The organism is Winslowiella toletana, from assembly GCF_017875465.1.
GTDB classification, from domain to species: domain Bacteria; phylum Pseudomonadota; class Gammaproteobacteria; order Enterobacterales; family Enterobacteriaceae; genus Erwinia; species Erwinia toletana.
Window position 1 is genome coordinate 2,745,987 of the sequence record NZ_JAGGMQ010000001.1, and the last position, 17,158, is coordinate 2,763,144.

Below are 17,158 nucleotides of genomic sequence, written 5' to 3' on the forward strand. Positions count from 1 at the left end.
TAACTGCACTGCGCCTCATCCTCCCCGACTCTACGCCCCACATGGCGGAACTGTGATCGCCATGGCTTTTTGACGCTGTTCTGCGTGCCAGACCACAAAAAACATCCCCATTTTTTGCCAGTTCGATCACGAAAATCTGTTTTATCTCCTGTATTTGCGTAGCCGGACGTCTGGCTCATCCTCCTGCCTCCTCCCCCATAAAAAAGCCACAGGTGGAGGATTTCACCCCTGATGACATCCCACACACTCGCAACCATTCGATAAGTGGTACCAACGGGACGGGAGAGGTTAATGGCGAGCGTGGTGCTAAAGGATGTCACCAAAGCCTGGGGCGATACGGTGGTATCGAAAGATATCAATCTGAGCATCGCTGAAGGGGAATTTGTGGTGTTTGTCGGGCCTTCGGGCTGCGGTAAATCCACGCTGCTGCGCATGATTGCCGGTCTGGAAGAGATCACCTCCGGCGAATTACTGATTGGTGATAAACGTATGAATGAGGTGCCGCCAGCCGGGCGCGGCGTCGGCATGGTGTTCCAGTCTTACGCTCTCTATCCGCATCTGTCAGTGGCGGAAAATATGTCCTTCGGCCTGAAACTGGCGGGCCGTCCGAAAGCGGAAATTCAGCAGCGCGTCACCCAGGTGGCGGATGTGCTGCAGCTGGGACATCTGCTGGAGCGCCCACCGAAAGCGCTCTCCGGCGGTCAGCGTCAGCGCGTGGCCATTGGTCGCACGCTGGTCGCGGAACCACAGGTCTTCCTGCTGGATGAGCCGCTGTCGAATCTGGATGCGGCGCTGCGTGTGCAGATGCGCATTGAGATATCCCGTCTGCATAAACGGCTACAGCGCACCATGGTTTATGTCACCCACGATCAGGTTGAAGCGATGACGCTGGCCGACAAAATCGTGGTGCTGGAGGGGGGGCGTATTGCCCAAATCGGCAAACCGCTGGAGCTGTATCACTATCCCGCCAACCGCTTTGTCGCCGGTTTTATCGGCTCGCCAAGAATGAATTTCCTGCCGGTGAAGGTCACTAACAAGGCCATCGACCAGGTACAGGTCGAACTGCCTAACCGCCAGCAAATCTGGCTGCCGCTCGACAGCACCGACGTACAGATCGGCGCCAATATGTCGCTCGGCATCCGGCCGGAACATCTGCTGCCCAGTGAGGTTGCTGATGTCACGCTCTCTGGCGTGGTGCAGGTGGTCGAGCAACTTGGCAATGAAACGCAAATCCATATCGAGATTCCTGCGCTGCGTCAGAATCTGGTTTACCGCCAGAACGACGTGGTGCTGGTAGAAGAAGGTGCCCAATACGCCATCGGCTTGCCGCCGCAACGTTGCCATTTATTCCGTGAGGATGGTCGCGCCTGTCGCCGGTTACATCGTGAGCCAGGTGTAGAAGCACGCCAGCAGTAATAATGAGAACAGGAGAACAACCAAGATGATAATGCTGCGTAAATATCCTCTGGCCGTGGCAGTGGCTGCAGCGGTGATCTCAACCCAGGCAGCTGCGGTTGATTTCAAGGGTTATGCACGTTCAGGTATTGGCTGGACCGGTAGTGGCGGCGAGCAGCAATGCTTTAAGGCCACTGGCGCCGACAGTAAGTATCGCCTCGGTAACGAGTGTGAAACTTACGCCGAAATCCAGCTCGGCCAGGAAGTGTGGAAAGAGGGTGAGAAGAGCTTCTACGTCGATTCGATGATTGGCTATGCGGTTGATCAGCAGAACGACTATGAAGAGGATTCACCTGCCGTACGTCAGATGAATGTGGTGGGTAAAAACCTGTTTGATTCATTGCCAGGCGCCAATATCTGGGCCGGTAAACGTTACTATCAACGTCACGACGTACATATGATCGACTTCTACTACTGGGATATTTCGGGTCCTGGCGGTGGTCTCGAAAATGTCGATGTTGGTATTGGTAAGCTCTCGGTGGCGGCAACGCGTAACAGTGAAGCCGGTGGTTCACAGACCTTTGTCAATGGCGTCACTCGCACCAAAAATCTCTCAAACGATATCTTCGATGTTCGTCTCGGACAGATGCAGGTCAATCCGGGCGGTTCACTGGAGGTCGGCTTTGACTACGGCAGCGCCAATGAAACCGATGGCTATGATCGTGTTTCCAGCGATAACTCAAAAGATGGCTGGATGGGCACCATTCAGCATACCCAGACCTTCGGCGCTGCCGACAGCCTGAACAAATTTGTTATCCAGTACGCCACTGATGCCATGACGCAGAACCGCAATGGTCGTCCGGGCACCGCGCAGAACAACGATGGCTCGATGATCCGCGTGATCGACCACGGTGCGATCGATTTCAATGACACCTGGAGCCTGATGTATGTCGGTATGTACCAGGATGTCGATCGCGATAACGACAACGGCACCACCTGGTACACTGTCGGTGCGCGTCCGATGTACAAATGGACGCCAATTATGAGCACCCTGCTGGAAGTCGGCTACGACAACGTGAAATCGCAGAATACCGGCGACCGCAACAGCCAGTACAAAGTGACCTTAGCGCAGCAGTGGCAGGCGGGCAGCAGTATCTGGTCGCGTCCGGCGATCCGCCTGTTCGCTACCTATGCCAAATGGGATGAGAAATGGGGTTACTCCTCGTCTACCGTCGGCGACAGCAACTATGTTGCCGGCGTAGCGAATGGCACGGCGTTAAGCGATACCAGCGCCCGTCAGTTCAGCCGTGGCGATGACGATGAGATTTCCTTCGGTATTCAGGCGGAAGCCTGGTGGTAAATTTACCCGTCTGAGCGGGCGGCGATAACGCCGCCCCTACAGATTATCGGGTAAATATCGGTTATCTGGTGTTAATCCCGTCTTCCTATTGCCTGAGGAAGACGGGTGACCATGTTGAGGAAAACAACAATGAAAAAGCATGTAATCGCACTCTGCCTGGTTCAGGCGCTGAGTGTTGCCGCCGTATCGGCGAGTTTTGCCGCCACTAATCTGAATCCGCAAAACGTCTCAACCGCCCCGGTGATTGCCCATGACAAACTGCAAAGTCTCTCGTGGCTGCCGATCGCGCCGCCAGCGTCACAGGATATTGCGCTGACCCCTTCATCAGTGACCCTTAATCAGGGCAATATTAGCGGCGCCGTCGCCGCCATTGCACTGCCTGCCGATCAGGGTTCGCTGGAAATTACCCTCTCCAGTATTATCAAAGACCGGCGCGTCTATGTGCCGAATGTACTGGTGCTGGATGAGCAGTTACAGCCCGCGGCGTATTTCCCCGGCAGCTATTTTCCGTATGCCAAACCGGGCATTGCCTCCGGCAACCGGCTGGAAGGCACCATGAAGCTGACGCCGGTGCTGGGTCAGAAGCAGATTCATCTGCTGATCTACACCACCACTGACGATCTGGCGCGCACCTCGACGATGATCAATCCGGCCAAGCTGTATGCGGAAGGGGCGAATAACGCCATTCCTGATGTGCCGGATCCGGTGGTGCAGCATACCTCTACCGGCACCCTGTCGCTGAAGGTGAAAACCGAGCAGAACAGCGGCAATATTATGATTGGTAAAATCTTTGGTTCCGCCGATCCAAAACCGGTGGTGATTGGCAGCAGCGCCGCGGCGCCGGTTGCCGCGCCGTCCGGCGCACCGACACCAGCGCCAGCACCGGCGGCCAAAGCCGAGCTGATGCTGAACGATACGGAAAGCTATTTTAATAATGGTATTCGTCAGGCGGTGAAAGCCGGTGATATCGACAAAGCGCTAAAACTGATGAATGAGGCGGAACGTCTTGGCTCGTCATCGGCACGCGCGACCTTTATCAGCAGTGTGAAAGGCAAGGGATGATGAGATCCCCACGCTGCTGATGTTGCTGGACGATTGGTGCGTCTTTGGCGCACCCTTTTTCAGCGTGGCGCGCCAGATAATTTTCATCAATTCCCTGACGGTGGCGTGTTCTCCACAAGGCTCTGCGTTACACTACGGCATCTGATTTTCTACCCGGAGATGCCGTATGTCGGATAACGCGCTTGCGTTACTGCGCGCGATCGAATGGCTTCCTGTTTCGTCACCTTTGCTCAATGCCTCCCTACTGGACTGGCTGATGGAGGAAGACTCGATGACGAAGCGTTTTGAACGCCACTGCAAGAAGGTTACCGTTGCGCCACTGCGCGAAGGCTTTATCAGCGCGGATCAGGTGGGTGACGAAGTGGCATTACTGCCGCAGGAGCCGCGCTACTGGCTGCGTGAAATCCTGTTATCTGGCGACGGTGTTCCCTGGCTGGCCGGGCGCACAATTGTGCCGGAATCGACGCTGAATGGCCCGGAGGCGATGCTGCAGCAGTTAGGCACCCGTCCGCTTGGCCGCTATCTGTTCTCCTCATCGACACTCACCCGTGATTTTATTGAACCCGGCGTTATTCAGTCGCTGTGGGGACGCCGTTCGCGTCTGCGCCTGGCTAATAAACCATTACTCCTTACCGAACTCTTTTTACCTGCGGCGCCGATCTATCACCATCAGCCAGCAGAAGGATCGCAATAAGTGGACAGAACTGTGCAAATGACGCGTTTTCAGGCTTATTGCCGCCTGATGCGCATTGATAAACCGATCGGCTCGCTGCTGCTGCTGTGGCCAACGCTGTGGGCGCTGTGGCTGGCGGGAAGGGCGTTACCGCCGCTTAATGTGCTGCTGGTGTTTGTGCTTGGCGTGTTGTTTATGCGTGCGGCGGGATGTGTGATCAACGACTACGCCGATCGCAACATCGACGGTCACGTTAAACGCACCGAATCCCGTCCGTTACCCAGCGGCGCAATCAGCGAAAAAGAGGCAAAGCTGCTGTTTATCGCGCTGGTGCTGGTCTCTTTTGCTCTGGTGCTGACGATGAATGCGATGACCATCTGGCTGTCGTTTGCCGGGCTGGCGCTGGCGTGGATCTATCCGTTTATGAAGCGCTATACCCATCTGCCACAGGTGGTGCTGGGCGCCGCCTTTGGCTGGGCGATCCCGATGGCGTGGGCGGCGGTTAGCGAAAGCGTGCCGTTAACCTGCTGGCTGCTGTTCTTCGCCAATATCTGCTGGACGGTGGCCTACGACACCCAGTATGCGATGGTGGATCGCGATGACGATCTGAAAATCGGCGTGAAATCGACCGCCATTCTGTTTGGGCGTTTTGATAAGTTGATTATTGGCTTGTTACAGCTGGTCAGCCTGCTGTTGCTGGCGGCGATTGGCCTGCTGATGGCGCTGAACTGGGCATTCTGGGCGGCGATGGTGCTGGCGGCAGGGCTGTTTATTTATCAACAAAAACTGATTGCCGCGCGTGAACGCGATGCCTGCTTTAAAGCCTTTTTAAACAATAATTATGTTGGCCTGGTGCTGTTTATTGGCGTGGTGTTAGCGGTGTAATAACAGGGGGCGGCGAGAACGCCGCCCCTGGGGGCTACTCTGATGCGAGCGCGCTTTCCGGCGCCACCGCACTTTCAATTGTCTGTCGTACATCCTGGGTGATCAAATCCGCCAGCAGATGGTAAACCTTCTGCGTCTGCTCAATCAGCGCATCACCGGTATCACTGATATAGCCTTCATCGCGTAAGGTCAGCACCAGCGTTGAGAATACTGCTTTATCGAAGAACTCCGGCGCGTTAATACCATGCAGCACCGACAGGCGTTGCGCCATCGTGCGGCTCTCTTTTTCCAGTGAACCACGGTTAATCGCCGGGTTAGCGCTGAGAATCGAGAAGGTGATGGCATAACGCTGCAGCGTTTCACGCACGCCAGCAGCCAGCAGCTGCAACGTACGGAAGCGCGCCGGACTCAGACGCAAGTGGCTGTCATCAGCGGTAATCAGACCCTGGCGCGCCAGCTCGGTAATCAGCGCATCCAGCACCTGTGGCAGCTGCTCTTTATTCCAGCTCAGGAACAGCTCACTTTTCAGCATCGGATAGATTACGCTGACCTGACGTAACAGTTCCGCCCGCGACAGCTCGCGATGCTGCTGCACAATGGCGGCAATCAGCGCCGGTAACACCAGCATATGATGGATATTGTTACGGTAGTAGGTCATCAGCACCGCCTGCTCACGCGGCAGAATAATGATGTCGCCGATATTGTCCTGCTCGGTTTCAAACTTATTCATGCCCAGCGCGCTCTCCAGCAGCTCGGTGGCGCTGAGATCCGGCACCGTGGCGTCTGGCGAGTAAGGCACGTTGCGCAGCAGCTGAATATAGCACTCAAGCTGCTCGGTGAGCTGCTCACGGGTCAGCGAGCGCTGGCGTGAAGCCAGCAGCGCGGTGACGCACAGGTTCATGGCGTTAGCGGCACCGGCGTTGTTAATCCGCACCATAACGCGCTGAGCGATATCATTGACCGCTGGCGTCAGCCAGGCCGGGCGCTGTGCTTCAATCGGGTCGATCGAATCACGCCATTCCGGCACATGGTTATTCAGATAGTTAATCAGCGGCAGCGGTTCACCAAAGTTAACGTAGCCCTGGCCGAGGTTACGCAGCTTGCGTAAGCCACGCACCATCTGCATAAAGCCTTCTTTCTCTTTGGTGGCGCCGCGCAGTTCTTTGGCGTAAGTGCCCACTTCCATCACATGCTCATAGCCAATATAGATCGGCACCAGCGTGATCGGGCGGTTGCCGCCGCGCAGCATCGCCTGAATGGTCATTGACAGGGTGCCGGTTTTTGGATCGAGCAGTCGCCCGGTGCGCGAACGTCCGCCTTCGACGAAGTATTCCACCGAATATCCGCGGGTAAACAGTTCACCGAGGTATTCACGGAACACCGTGGCGTAAAGTTTATTGCCTTTAAAGGTGCGGCGAATAAAGAACGCGCCAAGACGACGGAAAATCGGGCCCGCTGGCCAGAAGTTCAGGTTAATCCCGGCGGCGATATGCGGCGGCACCAGCCCCTGATGATAGAGCACGTAGGAGAGCAGCAGATAGTCCATGTGGCTGCGGTGGCAGGGCACGTAGACGATCTCGTGACCATCCTGCGCCAGCTGACGCACGCGTTCGCCGCCATTGACGTTGATGCCCTGATACAGCTTGCTCCACGTCCAGCCCATAATGCGGTCGGTGAGGCGAATCGCTTCATACGAGAAGTCAGCGGCAATCTCTTCCATCAGTTCAATGGCGTTTTGCTGCGCCTTCTCATGGGAGATTTTACGCGTGCGCGCTTCATCTTCCACCGCTTTGGCGATCGCTTTTGATTGCAACAGGCGGCCAAACAGCTCCTGACGCACCGGCAGGCGTGGGCCTATCGCCGCCAGACGCTGACGGGCAAAGTGCATCCGCGCGACGCGCGCCAGTTTCTGCGCGATGGTTTTATCGGTGCCGTGTTCGGTGGCCATCCGGCGCAGCGAGACGGTCGGTGAGAAGCGCACAAAGCTGTCGCGTCCCAGCCAGATAACGGCAAAGAACTTCTGCACGCCATTCAGTACGCGCAGATGCGGCGTCTGTTCGCCCTGTACTTCGCGACCCGGCGCCCGGCCAAACATCACCGAAATCGGCACCATCTGCACGTCCAGATCGGGATTGCTGCGATGCAGGTCCAGATAGTCGTGGAACAGTTTTACCGAATCAGGGTCAGGCACGAAATAGGGAAAGACGCGCGGGCCGTCATGGATAAACACATGACGTGGCAAAACCGTGCCATCGATTTCCAGCGGCTCCAGCGGATCGGGCAAGTCGCGTTTGCGACATTGCGCTCGCAGCGCCAGCAGATCCGCCTTTGAATCATAAGGCAATACATACATAATAGGACGCGACGTATCGAGCCCAAGTTCTGCTACCGGATCGGCCGGAATAGCTTTACTCTTCACCAAAAATGAGAGTGGTAAGTTTAGTAACTTGTAGTAGAAATTACGCCAACCTGACATAGACAACATGAAGCCTCTTGTTAGCAAAGCGCGGCAAGCATACCAGAAAGCGCTATTAAGATCTGTTGTGTTGCAATACGTGCGCCACCCACAAGTTGACGTTAAACATCTCAAAGGGTTCCATCATTATGGCAAATAATGTCACCGGTCTGACTCGCATCATAAAAGCGGCAGGTTATTCATGGAAAGGAATACGTGCGGCCTGGCAGCATGAAGCTGCATTTCGCCAGGAGTCCGTCGCCGCAGTGATTGCGATTATCGTCGCCTGCTGGCTGGATGTGGATGCCATCACACGCGTGCTGCTGATTGGCTCGGTGCTGCTGGTGATTATTGTCGAGATCCTGAATAGCGCGATTGAGGCGGTTGTGGACCGCATCGGCAGCGAGCATCATCCGCTCTCCGGACGCGCCAAAGATATGGGATCGGCGGCGGTATTACTCTCTATTTTGCTGGCCCTGATGGTGTGGATCATGCTGCTGTGGTCGTATTGGACGTAAGCCGGCAGAAATCGCCAAACTGCTGTTTTTTACACAGCTTTCGCTTTTCAGCTGGCAAATACCTGTATATACTCACAGCGACTGTATAAACAACCAGGGGGCGGTATGAAAGCATTAACGGCAAGGCAGCAGCAGGTATATGATCTGATTCGTGACCACATTAGTCAGACCGGTATGCCGCCTACACGCGCCGAAATCGCCTCGCAATTAGGTTTTCGCTCTCCTAATGCAGCGGAAGAGCATCTGAAAGCGCTGGCGCGTAAAGGCGTGATCGAGATTGTATCTGGCGCTTCGCGCGGCATCCGGCTGATGATGGAAGAGGAGACCGGCTTACCGCTGATTGGCCGCGTCGCCGCAGGCGAACCGCTGCTGGCGGAACAGCATATTGAAGGTCACTTCCAGGTTGACGCCAGTCTGTTTAAACCTAATGCCGACTTTTTACTGCGTGTCAGCGGTATGTCGATGAAAGATATCGGTATTATGGATGGCGATCTGCTGGCCGTGCATAAAACCCAGGATGTGCGTAATGGCCAGGTGGTTGTGGCGCGCATTGATGATGAAGTGACGGTTAAGCGCCTGAAAAAGCAGGGTAACATGGTGCAGCTGCTGCCGGAAAACAGTGAATTTCAGCCGATTGTTATCGACCTGCGTCAGCAAACCCTGACCATCGAAGGCCTGGCGGTTGGTGTGATCCGTAACGGTAACTGGCTGTAAGCGATTCCGTTGCTTCCTGCGCGCGCTGATCTCTTTCTGAGGGCGCGCGTCAGGTAAACGTCTTTATCTCACCCCCATTGTTGCGCCAGCTCTGCTGTGCCGCTTAATCGCGTTGTGGAAGCAGCCTGTGCGATTGTTTACTGCTACTGATAAAAACCTCTGGCGGCTGGCGCTGCCGATGATCCTCTCCAATATCACCGTGCCATTGCTGGGACTGGTGGATACTGCCGTTATTGGCCATCTTGACAGCCCAGCCTATCTGGGCGGCGTTGCGGTCGGCACTACGGCGACCAGTTTCCTGTTTATGCTGCTGCTGTTTCTGCGGATGAGCACCACCGGCTTAACCGCGCAGGCGTTTGGCGCTGGCGATAAACCGGCGCTGGCGCGCGCGCTGATGCAACCACTGCTGATGGCGCTGGTGGCCGGTGTACTGTTTGTGGCGTTTAAAGAGCCGCTCAGTCGTCTGGCGACCTCGGTGGTGGGTGGTAATCCGCAAGTGCTGTATCAGGCGCATCTGTTTATGTCGGTGCGCTGGCTTAGCGCGCCGGCTACGCTGGCCAATCTGGTGATCCTCGGCTGGCTGCTTGGCGTGCAGTATGCGCGTGCGCCGGTGATTCTGCTGGTGGCTGGCAATCTGGTGAATATCCTGCTGGCGCTATGGTTTGTCACCGGCCTTGGCTGGGGCGTGCAGGGCGCGGCTGCAGCGACCGCGATTGCCGAATATGTCACACTGCTGATCGGCTTGCTGATGGTATGGCGAGTGCTTAAATTGCGCGGTGTTTCATTTAACTTGCTGAAAAATGGCTGGCGCGGCAATTTCAAACGCCTGCTGCGTCTGAATCGCGACATTATGTTGCGTTCATTGATGCTGCAAATCTGCTTCGCTTCATTAACTGTCCTCGGCGCGCGTCTTGGCAGCGAAGTCGTAGCGGTTAATGCGGTGCTGTTGATGTTCCTCACCTTTACCGCCTATGCACTGGATGGTTTCGCTTATGCAGTAGAAGCTTATTCCGGTGAAGCATACGGCGCGCGTGACAGCAGCAAGCTGCTGCGCGTCTGGCACGCATCCTGCCGCCAGGCGGGTCTGGTTGCGCTGAGCTTTTCGCTGATTTACCTCGTTAGCGGCGAGTGGATTGTCTCAATGCTGACATCATTACCCGAATTGCGCGCGATGGCCGATCGCTACCTTATCTGGCAGGTGATTTTGCCGGTTGCTGGCGTCTGGTGTTATCTGCTGGATGGCATGTTTATTGGCGCCACGCGTGGCAGTGAGATGCGCAATGGTATGGCGATTGCCGCACTCGGTTATGGCCTTACCTTGCTGACGTTACCCTGGCTGGGCAATCACGGCTTATGGCTGGCAGTGATGGTGTTTCTGTTATTGCGCGGCGTTTCGCTATGGTTTATCTGGCGACGCCACTGGCAAAATGACAGCTGGTTTCCTCGCTGAAATATTTACTTACGGCTCGGTCTCGCAGAGATAATCACTTTAAAATCGATATATTTCAGCGTGTTAATCTTAATTCAGGCTCCTGCTTCAGCGTAAATGGCTGGCTTATTGCGTGCTTTCCACTTTCATTGACTATAATTATCTGTGTGATTAGCAAATGGACAGCGTTTTCTTCTAACAGTAGAGGCGTAGCTAATACGAAACACCAAAACTGTTATAACCTAAGGTAGAGGAATTATATTATGAATAGCGACCAAGCCGGCGGTAACTGGAAACAGTTTAAAGGTACAGTGAAGGAAAAATGGGGCAAACTTACCGATGACGACATGACGGTGATCGAAGGTAAACGCGATCAACTGGTAGGTAAAATCCAGGAACGTTATGGTTACGCTAAGGAAGAGGCGGAAAAAGAAGTCAAGGATTGGGAAACCAAAAACAGCGATTATCGCTGGTAACCAGGGTTTAAAGTCCACTTAAGGACCATGTTCCTGGCTGAAGGCACACGGAGTGTGCCGCTTAATGCCTTTCTGCTACTAGCGCCCGCGTTTTTTATTACTCACTACCGTATGATCGTGTTCGCAATTTTCCTGATGCGTACAGGCTTCCACTTCACGACACCCCACACACAATCCATGTGCTTCAATCACGCTATGGCGTAATACAAAGCCTGACTGACGCGCCAGTACCTGCAAAATATCTTCCACCCCTGCCGCATGCTTCTCATTAACCGAACCACAGCGATCACAAATCAGCATCGCCGAACTGTGTTCCGCCTCTTCGAAATGATGACACACCACATAGCTGTTATTCGATTCCACGCGGTGAATAAAGCCCTGCTCCAGCAGAAAATCGAGCGCACGATAAACCGTCGGCGGCTTCGCCTGTGGCTCCGATACCCGCAGCAAATCGAGCAGATCATAAGCGCTGATCGCGCCTTTCTGTTCAGTCATCAGACGTAAAACTTCCAGACGCTGCGGGGTCAGTCGCACATTGCGCTGCTGACAGAGTTGTTCTGCCTGCGACAAAAGTTGTTCAGGAAGGATGGCGCTCATGATGAATCTCCGGACCGAAATGAGATGTTATTTTATCACGTGCAGCAAAAAACGCCGAATGCTCAGTTTTCGCCAGTGGCAAGTTGAATAATCATTAACATTCTGAAAGCAGGTAAGTTAAACAACATTTATCTGAAATAGTGGTAAATCAACAGTTCGGCTTATCGGTGTTTTTTGTGTCAAATCCCGCCACTAACGACTTGTCAGCCATTTTTCCGATTTGCAGTCAGAAAAAAACCGGTCTACTGTTAAATAATGCTTATCTGGCTAACTGATTTTCCTCTGGTTTTTTTAGAGTTAATCGTTAGTTCATTAACAGATTCCACAAACTCCAATCACCAGATAAGCCCACTTAAAGCGAGTGAGTTCACGGCAATAACACTCCACCCGGATGCGCATTATCAGGGTAGGGGCATTCTGCGTGCATTTAGCGTGTAAATTTCAATTCGGGTGGTTTCAGGCAAATGGCAAATTTATCAAAGCGTATTTTCAGGACTTCTCATCCCATCGTATTAAATGCACTGCTAATGGTGCCGTTTAGCGGGATTGCGGCAGGCAACTATTTTGATGCACGTAACGACGCAATGGGCGGCACTGGTGTGGCCTCCTCAACCTATGGCACTGCGCCATTAGCTAACCCGGCGTTATTGACCAAAGCGCAGCCAGACGACGATGTCAGCGTGATTATCCCGTCTGTGGGCGTGCAGCTGACGGATAAAGATAAGCTGGTTGATAAAGTTGATGATATTTCGGATTCCGTGGATGGTTACCGCGGCCTGACCGATGATTTAAGTCTTGCCAACTATCCTAAGTTACAGGCTGCCGCAGGCGATCTGGCTGGACAGCTGCGTGGTCTGCGCGGCAATACTGCCCAGGGTTCCGCTGGTGCGGCCATTGTGGTGGCGGTACCAAATGAAGTGCTGCCGTTTGCTTTTGTCACGAAAGCCTACGGCACCGCCCATCTGGCGACCGATGTATCGCAGAGCGATATCGATTATTTGCAGGGTGTAGCAGATGGCACCGTGCTGCCGCTGCCGGGTGACGAAGATCGTCTCACCTCCGCCGGTCTGGGACGCGGGGCGATTGTTACCGATTATGGTATTGCCGTGGCGCATGAGTTTAATGTCGCCGGTCATCCGGTATCGGTGGGCGTAACGCCAAAACTGCAGAAAACGTACCTGTATAACTACAGCGTGTCGGTTTATAACTACGACAAGTCGGACTTTACCGAAGGCCGCTATAAAAACAGTAACACCGGTTTTAACCTTGATGCCGGTCTGGCGACCGATATTGGCGACAACTGGACGCTGGGTTTAAGTGCGCAGAACCTGATTTCGCGTGATATCGATACCAAAGAGGTGAGTGGCTACACCGATACTTACCAGATCCGCCCACTGGTGACTTCCGGTGTCTCCTGGCATACCGAACGGCTGACCACCAGTCTCGATGTCGATCTGACCCCAACCAAGCGTTTTAAAACTCAGCAGGATAGCCAGTACGCTGGTGTCGGTGCCGAGTACCGCCTGTTTAGCTGGCTGCAATTGCGTGGTGGTTATCGTGCGGATATGAAATCGAACGATACCAATGTCGCCACTGCCGGTTTTGGCATATCGCCGTTTAATAATTCGGTACATCTCGATCTGGCCGGTTCTGTCGGTGACGACAACACCTGGGGCGCAATGGCGCAGCTCGGTTTTAACTTCTGATTACGGCTGGGGGCGAGGGATCCCTCGCCCATGGAGTGGTGTAGAATTGATTATCTGTCAGTTCAGTCATGATAAAATTAAGTTTTTCATCTTAAAGTGACAGCAGAGAGGATATCTGTTTTATCGTTTGCGAAAATAAAACGCGATCTTTTTGATAATATAATAAAGAATCATGGCATAAACAGTTACAGCAACAACTAATGCTGCAAAGGACGCAGGGTCAGAATCAGGCTCATAAATATCTGGCTGATATTTGTCAAAAAAGCTATGCGCCTCATCAACTAAATAGCTGGTAACAGAATGCAAAGGCATCCCGTAGCGAGAAAGAAAAAGAGCCACAATAAAACACCCAATGAACAATATGACGTTCTTACCGTATCTTGCAGTTAGCAAAGTCACTTTCCCCCTGTACGTCAACATAGCCGTATGCGATTAAACCACTCCGCGAACCGGGGACTTTTACTTTATTGCGCTTGATAAGCGAATTTCTGACAGTATAAAAATCTGTGTTTCGCGAAAATGTAATGCATCCCTCACTTACTCCTGAACCATCGGGGCGAAGAGGATGTAACCGAAATCCACCACGCGAAACTCCATTTATAAAAATGCTGTCAGTCATTGTCTGTGAGTTGAAGAGTCCAAACCATTCCTTCCGATTCGAATTATTCCACCAATCTATAACCGATCCCCTTAGCTGATTCATAGTGCTACCTTCTGGCCTGTCAACGATCCAATATCTTCCGATTGGTATGGCGCTATTTACCTGAAAAGTGCAATTGGGATCATTAGTGTAAGGAGCCTGACCACTGAAAACGGGAAAAGTACCTACACCATAAACGTGCAATTTTGCTTCCCCTCCACCCTTCGTAAGGTCGGCATAGCTCATGCGCATAATCTGCATATCATTCCCTTGAACAGAATTATAAGTACGGGGATCATACGCCTGAGACCATCATGGCAACACCTGGTTATTTATCATTAGGTGACACTAGCGACATTTTTCCCCTTCACTTTATATAGTAAACCCTCATTCAAAATGTCTGCCAGCTCCCACGCGACGTAAACCGCGATACAACTTTTATCACCACACACGCCGTTCACCTGCAAATATCAACCCCAGCATTCCTCGCCCCTGCATGATTCTGTGATATCATTGCGCATATTATCGACATCGATTCACCCCCACAGAGTTATCGTTTTTCATGACCCAGAATCTGCCTGCTCACCGTTTTTCCGTCGCCCCCATGCTTGACTGGACCGATCGCCACTGCCGCTATTTTCATCGTCAGCTGACGCGCCAGACGCTGCTGTACACCGAAATGGTGACCACCGGCGCGATTATCCATGGCAAGGGGGATTACCTCGCCTGGAGTGAAGAGGAGCAGCCGGTAGCGTTACAGCTGGGCGGCAGCGATCCGGCTGCGCTGGCGCAGTGCGCCAGACTGGCTGAAGCGCGCGGTTATAACGAAATCAATCTTAACGTCGGTTGTCCGTCCGATCGGGTGCAGAACGGACGTTTTGGCGCCTGCCTGATGGGTGAAGCGCAGCTGGTTGCCGACTGCATTAAAGCGATGCGTGATGTGGTGTCGATACCGGTGACGGTTAAAACCCGTATCGGTATCGATGAGCAGGATAGCTATGCCTTCCTGTGTGATTTTATTGGCACCGTGGCGACGCAGGGCGGCTGTGAGATGTTTATTATCCATGCGCGCAAAGCCTGGCTCTCCGGTTTAAGCCCGAAAGAGAACCGTGAGATCCCGCCGCTGGATTACGATCGCGTTTATCAGCTGAAGCGTGATTTTCCGCAGCTGACGATGGCGCTGAATGGCGGCGTGAAGACGCTGGCCGAAGCGCAGCAACATCTGCAGCATCTTGATGGCGTGATGATGGGACGTGAAGCCTATCAGAACCCGGGCATTCTGGCGCAGGTGGATCGCCAGCTGTTCGGCCTCGAAGTGGCTGACAGCGATCCGGTCGCAGTAGTGCGCGCGATGTATCCCTATATCGAACGTGAGCTGGCGCAGGGGACTTACCTTGGCCATGTCACCCGCCATATGCTGGGGCTGTTCCAGGGGATTCCGGGCGCGCGTCAGTGGCGTCGCTATCTGAGCGAAAACGCCCATAAAGCCGGGGCCGATGTGGAAGTGCTGGAAAAGGCGCTGTCTCTGGTAGCGGATAAAATTCCGGCAGCGGTTTGATTCCGGGCGGCGTTCTCGCCGCCCGTGGACAACCATAATCAGTTAAAATTAAACCACTTGTTGATTATTTTCACCAACTCCCTCAAGGTTGCATTCCATAAATACCCCTATTTTCAATGGCCTGTACTTTCCTGCAACCTGGCATATTTCTTGTAATAGCTATGCAGTAGCTAATCATGTGGAGTATGCCGTATGGAAATCCTGTTTGTGCTTGGATTCTTTTTAATGTTGCTGCTGACCGGTGTTTCTGTTCTGGGCGTACTGGCAGCATTAGTGGTCGCCACCCTGGTGATGATGGTGGGCGGACTGTTTGCGATTGTTATAAAAATGTTGCCGTGGCTGATTCTGGCGGTGGTGGCAGTATGGATTTACCGCGCCTGTCAGAAGCCGAAAATAAGACGACGTGACTGGACCTCGCGCTGAACAATCAAAGGCTTGCGTAATAAACAGACGGGCAGAATGCGGGCTGGATCACACCACGCGGTTTTGCTTAGCAGTTTTTTGCAATTAAACATATTTTTTACTTATGTTTTCTGCCAGGATGGATTCCGTTGAGTCGAACACGAATTCATCGCCGCTGACCCTACAAACAGCGCGAACTAAAAAAAAGAAAGAAAAAAGGGGCTTCCTTCGGGAAGCCCCGTTTGCATTTGTCGATCAGGGAATCAGCAGGCTTGAACCATGAGTGGCGCGACTCTCCAGCGTGGTATGCGCCTTCTGTGCATCCGCCAGCGCAAATTTCTGCTGTTCCGCGACATCGACCTTAATCGCGCCGCTGGCAATCAGTGAGAACAGTTCGCTGCTGGCCAGTTCCAGTTCTTCACGATTGGTGACATAACCAAACAGTGTCGGACGGGTGACATACAGCGAGCCTTTCTGTGACAGAATGCCGAGATTGACGCCGGTAACCGGACCGGACGCATTGCCAAAGCTGACCATCAGACCGCGGCGTTGCAGGCAGTCAAGCGAGGCTTCCCAGGTGTCTTTACCTACCGAGTCATACACTACCCGCACTTTTTTACCGTCGGTCAGCTCGCTCAGACGCTGGGCAATATTCTCTTCGCGATAATTAATTGTGGCCCAGGCGCCGGCATTTTTCGCCAGCGTGGCTTTTTCCGCCGAACCGACGGTGCCAATCAGATGAGCGCCCAGCGCTTTTGCCCACTGGCAGGCGATCAGACCGACGCCGCCCGCAGCGGCATGAAACAGAAAAGTTTCATCCGGCTGCACTTCGTAAGTCTGGCGCAACAGATAGTGCACCGTCAGACCTTTCAGGAAAGAAGCCGCGCCCTGCTCAAAAGAGATAGCGTCCGGCAGCAACGCTACGCGATCCTCATTGACATTATGCAACTCGCTGTAAGCCCCGAGCGCAGATTGCGCATATACCACGCGGTCACCCGGCTTCAGCACGCTGACGGCTGAACCCACTTTGGTCACTACACCAGCCGCTTCGGTGCCTAAACCTGAAGGCATCGCTGGCGTCGGATAGAGTCCGCTACGGATATAAGTATCGATATAGTTGATACCTATCGCTTTATTTTCCACCTGTACTTCATTGGCTGCCGGATCGGCGATAGCAAAATCCACCAGTTGCAACACTTCCGGGCCGCCATGCTGGCTGAACTGAATACGCTTTGCCATGTTCACTCCTGTTGATTTAGCGTGACTGATATCAAGATCTAACCTGTAC

General features: G+C 53.6%; 17 protein-coding genes. 12 read left to right on the forward strand and 5 right to left on the reverse strand.

Annotated elements, in window-relative coordinates; genetic code table 11:
• The first annotated feature begins 291 nt into the window (after nucleotides 1–291).
• From malK to ubiA, 5 genes are all read left to right on the forward strand, one after another.
• Entirely contained in the window at nucleotides 292–1,416 is a 1,125-nt protein-coding gene (gene malK / locus J2125_RS12750; RefSeq protein WP_017801684.1) for a maltose/maltodextrin ABC transporter ATP-binding protein MalK, read from the forward strand.
• A 25-nt stretch (nucleotides 1,417–1,441) separates the two neighbouring features.
• On the forward strand, nucleotides 1,442–2,755 hold the full coding sequence (locus J2125_RS12755; protein WP_017801683.1) for a maltoporin: 1,314 nt from the start codon (nucleotides 1,442–1,444) through the stop codon (nucleotides 2,753–2,755).
• Nucleotides 2,756–2,884: 129 nt separating this feature from the next.
• Entirely contained in the window at nucleotides 2,885–3,817 is a 933-nt protein-coding gene (gene malM, locus J2125_RS12760; RefSeq protein ID WP_017801682.1) for a maltose operon protein MalM, read from the forward strand.
• Nucleotides 3,818–3,983: 166 nt separating this feature from the next.
• The gene (gene ubiC / locus J2125_RS12765) at nucleotides 3,984–4,511 is read left to right on the forward strand and encodes a chorismate lyase (RefSeq protein WP_017801681.1); all 528 of its coding nucleotides are present in this window, start codon (nucleotides 3,984–3,986) and stop codon (nucleotides 4,509–4,511) included.
• The gene (gene ubiA / locus J2125_RS12770; RefSeq protein ID WP_026111774.1) at nucleotides 4,512–5,375 is read left to right on the forward strand and encodes a 4-hydroxybenzoate octaprenyltransferase; all 864 of its coding nucleotides are present in this window, start codon (nucleotides 4,512–4,514) and stop codon (nucleotides 5,373–5,375) included. It begins immediately after the preceding gene.
• Between the two features lie 34 nt (nucleotides 5,376–5,409).
• On the opposite strand, the gene plsB is transcribed toward ubiA, so the two are convergent.
• A complete protein-coding gene (plsB, locus tag J2125_RS12775) occupies nucleotides 5,410–7,851 on the reverse strand; it encodes a glycerol-3-phosphate 1-O-acyltransferase PlsB (protein ID WP_026111773.1) in 2,442 nt (813 codons plus the stop codon).
• Nucleotides 7,852–7,979: 128 nt separating this feature from the next.
• On the opposite strand from plsB, the gene J2125_RS12780 reads away from it, so the two are divergent.
• The 4 genes from J2125_RS12780 (at nucleotide 7,980) to J2125_RS12795 (ending at nucleotide 10,967) form a co-directional block, all read left to right on the forward strand.
• A complete protein-coding gene (locus tag J2125_RS12780) occupies nucleotides 7,980–8,348 on the forward strand; it encodes a diacylglycerol kinase (RefSeq protein WP_017801678.1) in 369 nt (122 codons plus the stop codon).
• 105 nt (nucleotides 8,349–8,453) lie between these two features.
• Nucleotides 8,454–9,062 (forward strand): transcriptional repressor LexA, encoded by a 609-nt coding sequence (gene lexA / locus J2125_RS12785; protein ID WP_026111772.1) that lies wholly within the window; start codon nucleotides 8,454–8,456, stop codon nucleotides 9,060–9,062.
• 127 nt (nucleotides 9,063–9,189) lie between these two features.
• Nucleotides 9,190–10,512, forward strand: a complete 1,323-nt coding sequence (gene dinF, locus J2125_RS12790; protein ID WP_026111771.1) for an MATE family efflux transporter DinF — start codon at nucleotides 9,190–9,192, stop codon at nucleotides 10,510–10,512.
• A 242-nt stretch (nucleotides 10,513–10,754) separates the two neighbouring features.
• On the forward strand, nucleotides 10,755–10,967 hold the full coding sequence (locus tag J2125_RS12795) for a CsbD family protein (protein WP_017801676.1): 213 nt from the start codon (nucleotides 10,755–10,757) through the stop codon (nucleotides 10,965–10,967).
• Between the two features lie 78 nt (nucleotides 10,968–11,045).
• Here the strand turns inward: J2125_RS12795 and zur are convergent, their stop codons facing one another.
• On the reverse strand, nucleotides 11,046–11,564 hold the full coding sequence (gene zur, locus J2125_RS12800) for a zinc uptake transcriptional repressor Zur (RefSeq protein ID WP_017801675.1): 519 nt from the start codon (nucleotides 11,562–11,564) through the stop codon (nucleotides 11,046–11,048).
• Nucleotides 11,565–12,028: 464 nt separating this feature from the next.
• Here zur and J2125_RS12805 point away from each other — a divergent pair, with 464 nt between their 5' ends.
• Nucleotides 12,029–13,270 carry a conjugal transfer protein TraF gene (locus J2125_RS12805; RefSeq protein ID WP_026111770.1) on the forward strand — a complete coding sequence of 414 codons (1,242 nt, stop codon included), beginning with the start codon at nucleotides 12,029–12,031 and terminating at the stop codon, nucleotides 13,268–13,270.
• A 120-nt stretch (nucleotides 13,271–13,390) separates the two neighbouring features.
• Here J2125_RS12805 and J2125_RS12810 read toward each other — a convergent pair whose 3' ends face one another.
• Together J2125_RS12810 and J2125_RS12815 are read right to left on the reverse strand one after the other, a co-directional pair.
• On the reverse strand, nucleotides 13,391–13,669 hold the full coding sequence (locus tag J2125_RS12810) for a hypothetical protein (protein ID WP_198510904.1): 279 nt from the start codon (nucleotides 13,667–13,669) through the stop codon (nucleotides 13,391–13,393).
• Nucleotides 13,641–14,171: a tlde1 domain-containing protein gene (locus J2125_RS12815; RefSeq protein ID WP_071590512.1), complete on the reverse strand. Its 531-nt coding sequence runs from the start codon at nucleotides 14,169–14,171 to the stop codon at nucleotides 13,641–13,643. The genes J2125_RS12810 and J2125_RS12815 overlap by 29 nt, the downstream gene beginning before the upstream one ends.
• A gap of 301 nt (nucleotides 14,172–14,472) precedes the next feature.
• Between J2125_RS12815 and dusA the strand changes: the two genes are divergently transcribed.
• Nucleotides 14,473–15,468 (forward strand): tRNA dihydrouridine(20/20a) synthase DusA, encoded by a 996-nt coding sequence (gene dusA, locus J2125_RS12820; protein WP_026111769.1) that lies wholly within the window; start codon nucleotides 14,473–14,475, stop codon nucleotides 15,466–15,468.
• Nucleotides 15,469–15,660: 192 nt separating this feature from the next.
• Entirely contained in the window at nucleotides 15,661–15,891 is a 231-nt protein-coding gene (gene pspG, locus J2125_RS12825) for an envelope stress response protein PspG (protein ID WP_017801670.1), read from the forward strand.
• 234 nt (nucleotides 15,892–16,125) lie between these two features.
• Here the strand turns inward: pspG and J2125_RS12830 are convergent, their stop codons facing one another.
• Nucleotides 16,126–17,109, reverse strand: coding sequence for a quinone oxidoreductase (locus tag J2125_RS12830; protein ID WP_209499502.1), 984 nt, complete (start codon nucleotides 17,107–17,109; stop codon nucleotides 16,126–16,128).
• Between the last annotated feature and the right edge of the window lie 49 nt (nucleotides 17,110–17,158).

Coding starts and splice junctions, on each gene's coding strand:
- malK (WP_017801684.1), top strand. CDS start 292: ATGGCGAGCGTGGTGCTAAAGGATGTCACCAAAGCCTGGGGCGATACG.
- J2125_RS12755 (WP_017801683.1), top strand. CDS start 1,442: ATGATAATGCTGCGTAAATATCCTCTGGCCGTGGCAGTGGCTGCAGCG.
- malM (WP_017801682.1), top strand. CDS start 2,885: ATGAAAAAGCATGTAATCGCACTCTGCCTGGTTCAGGCGCTGAGTGTT.
- ubiC (WP_017801681.1), top strand. CDS start 3,984: ATGTCGGATAACGCGCTTGCGTTACTGCGCGCGATCGAATGGCTTCCT.
- plsB (WP_026111773.1), bottom strand. CDS start 7,851: ATGTCAGGTTGGCGTAATTTCTACTACAAGTTACTAAACTTACCACTC.
- J2125_RS12780 (WP_017801678.1), top strand. CDS start 7,980: ATGGCAAATAATGTCACCGGTCTGACTCGCATCATAAAAGCGGCAGGT.
- lexA (WP_026111772.1), top strand. CDS start 8,454: ATGAAAGCATTAACGGCAAGGCAGCAGCAGGTATATGATCTGATTCGT.
- J2125_RS12795 (WP_017801676.1), top strand. CDS start 10,755: ATGAATAGCGACCAAGCCGGCGGTAACTGGAAACAGTTTAAAGGTACA.
- zur (WP_017801675.1), bottom strand. CDS start 11,564: ATGAGCGCCATCCTTCCTGAACAACTTTTGTCGCAGGCAGAACAACTC.
- J2125_RS12805 (WP_026111770.1), top strand. CDS start 12,029: ATGGCAAATTTATCAAAGCGTATTTTCAGGACTTCTCATCCCATCGTA.
- J2125_RS12815 (WP_071590512.1), bottom strand. CDS start 14,171: ATGCAGATTATGCGCATGAGCTATGCCGACCTTACGAAGGGTGGAGGG.
- dusA (WP_026111769.1), top strand. CDS start 14,473: ATGACCCAGAATCTGCCTGCTCACCGTTTTTCCGTCGCCCCCATGCTT.
- pspG (WP_017801670.1), top strand. CDS start 15,661: ATGGAAATCCTGTTTGTGCTTGGATTCTTTTTAATGTTGCTGCTGACC.
- J2125_RS12830 (WP_209499502.1), bottom strand. CDS start 17,109: ATGGCAAAGCGTATTCAGTTCAGCCAGCATGGCGGCCCGGAAGTGTTG.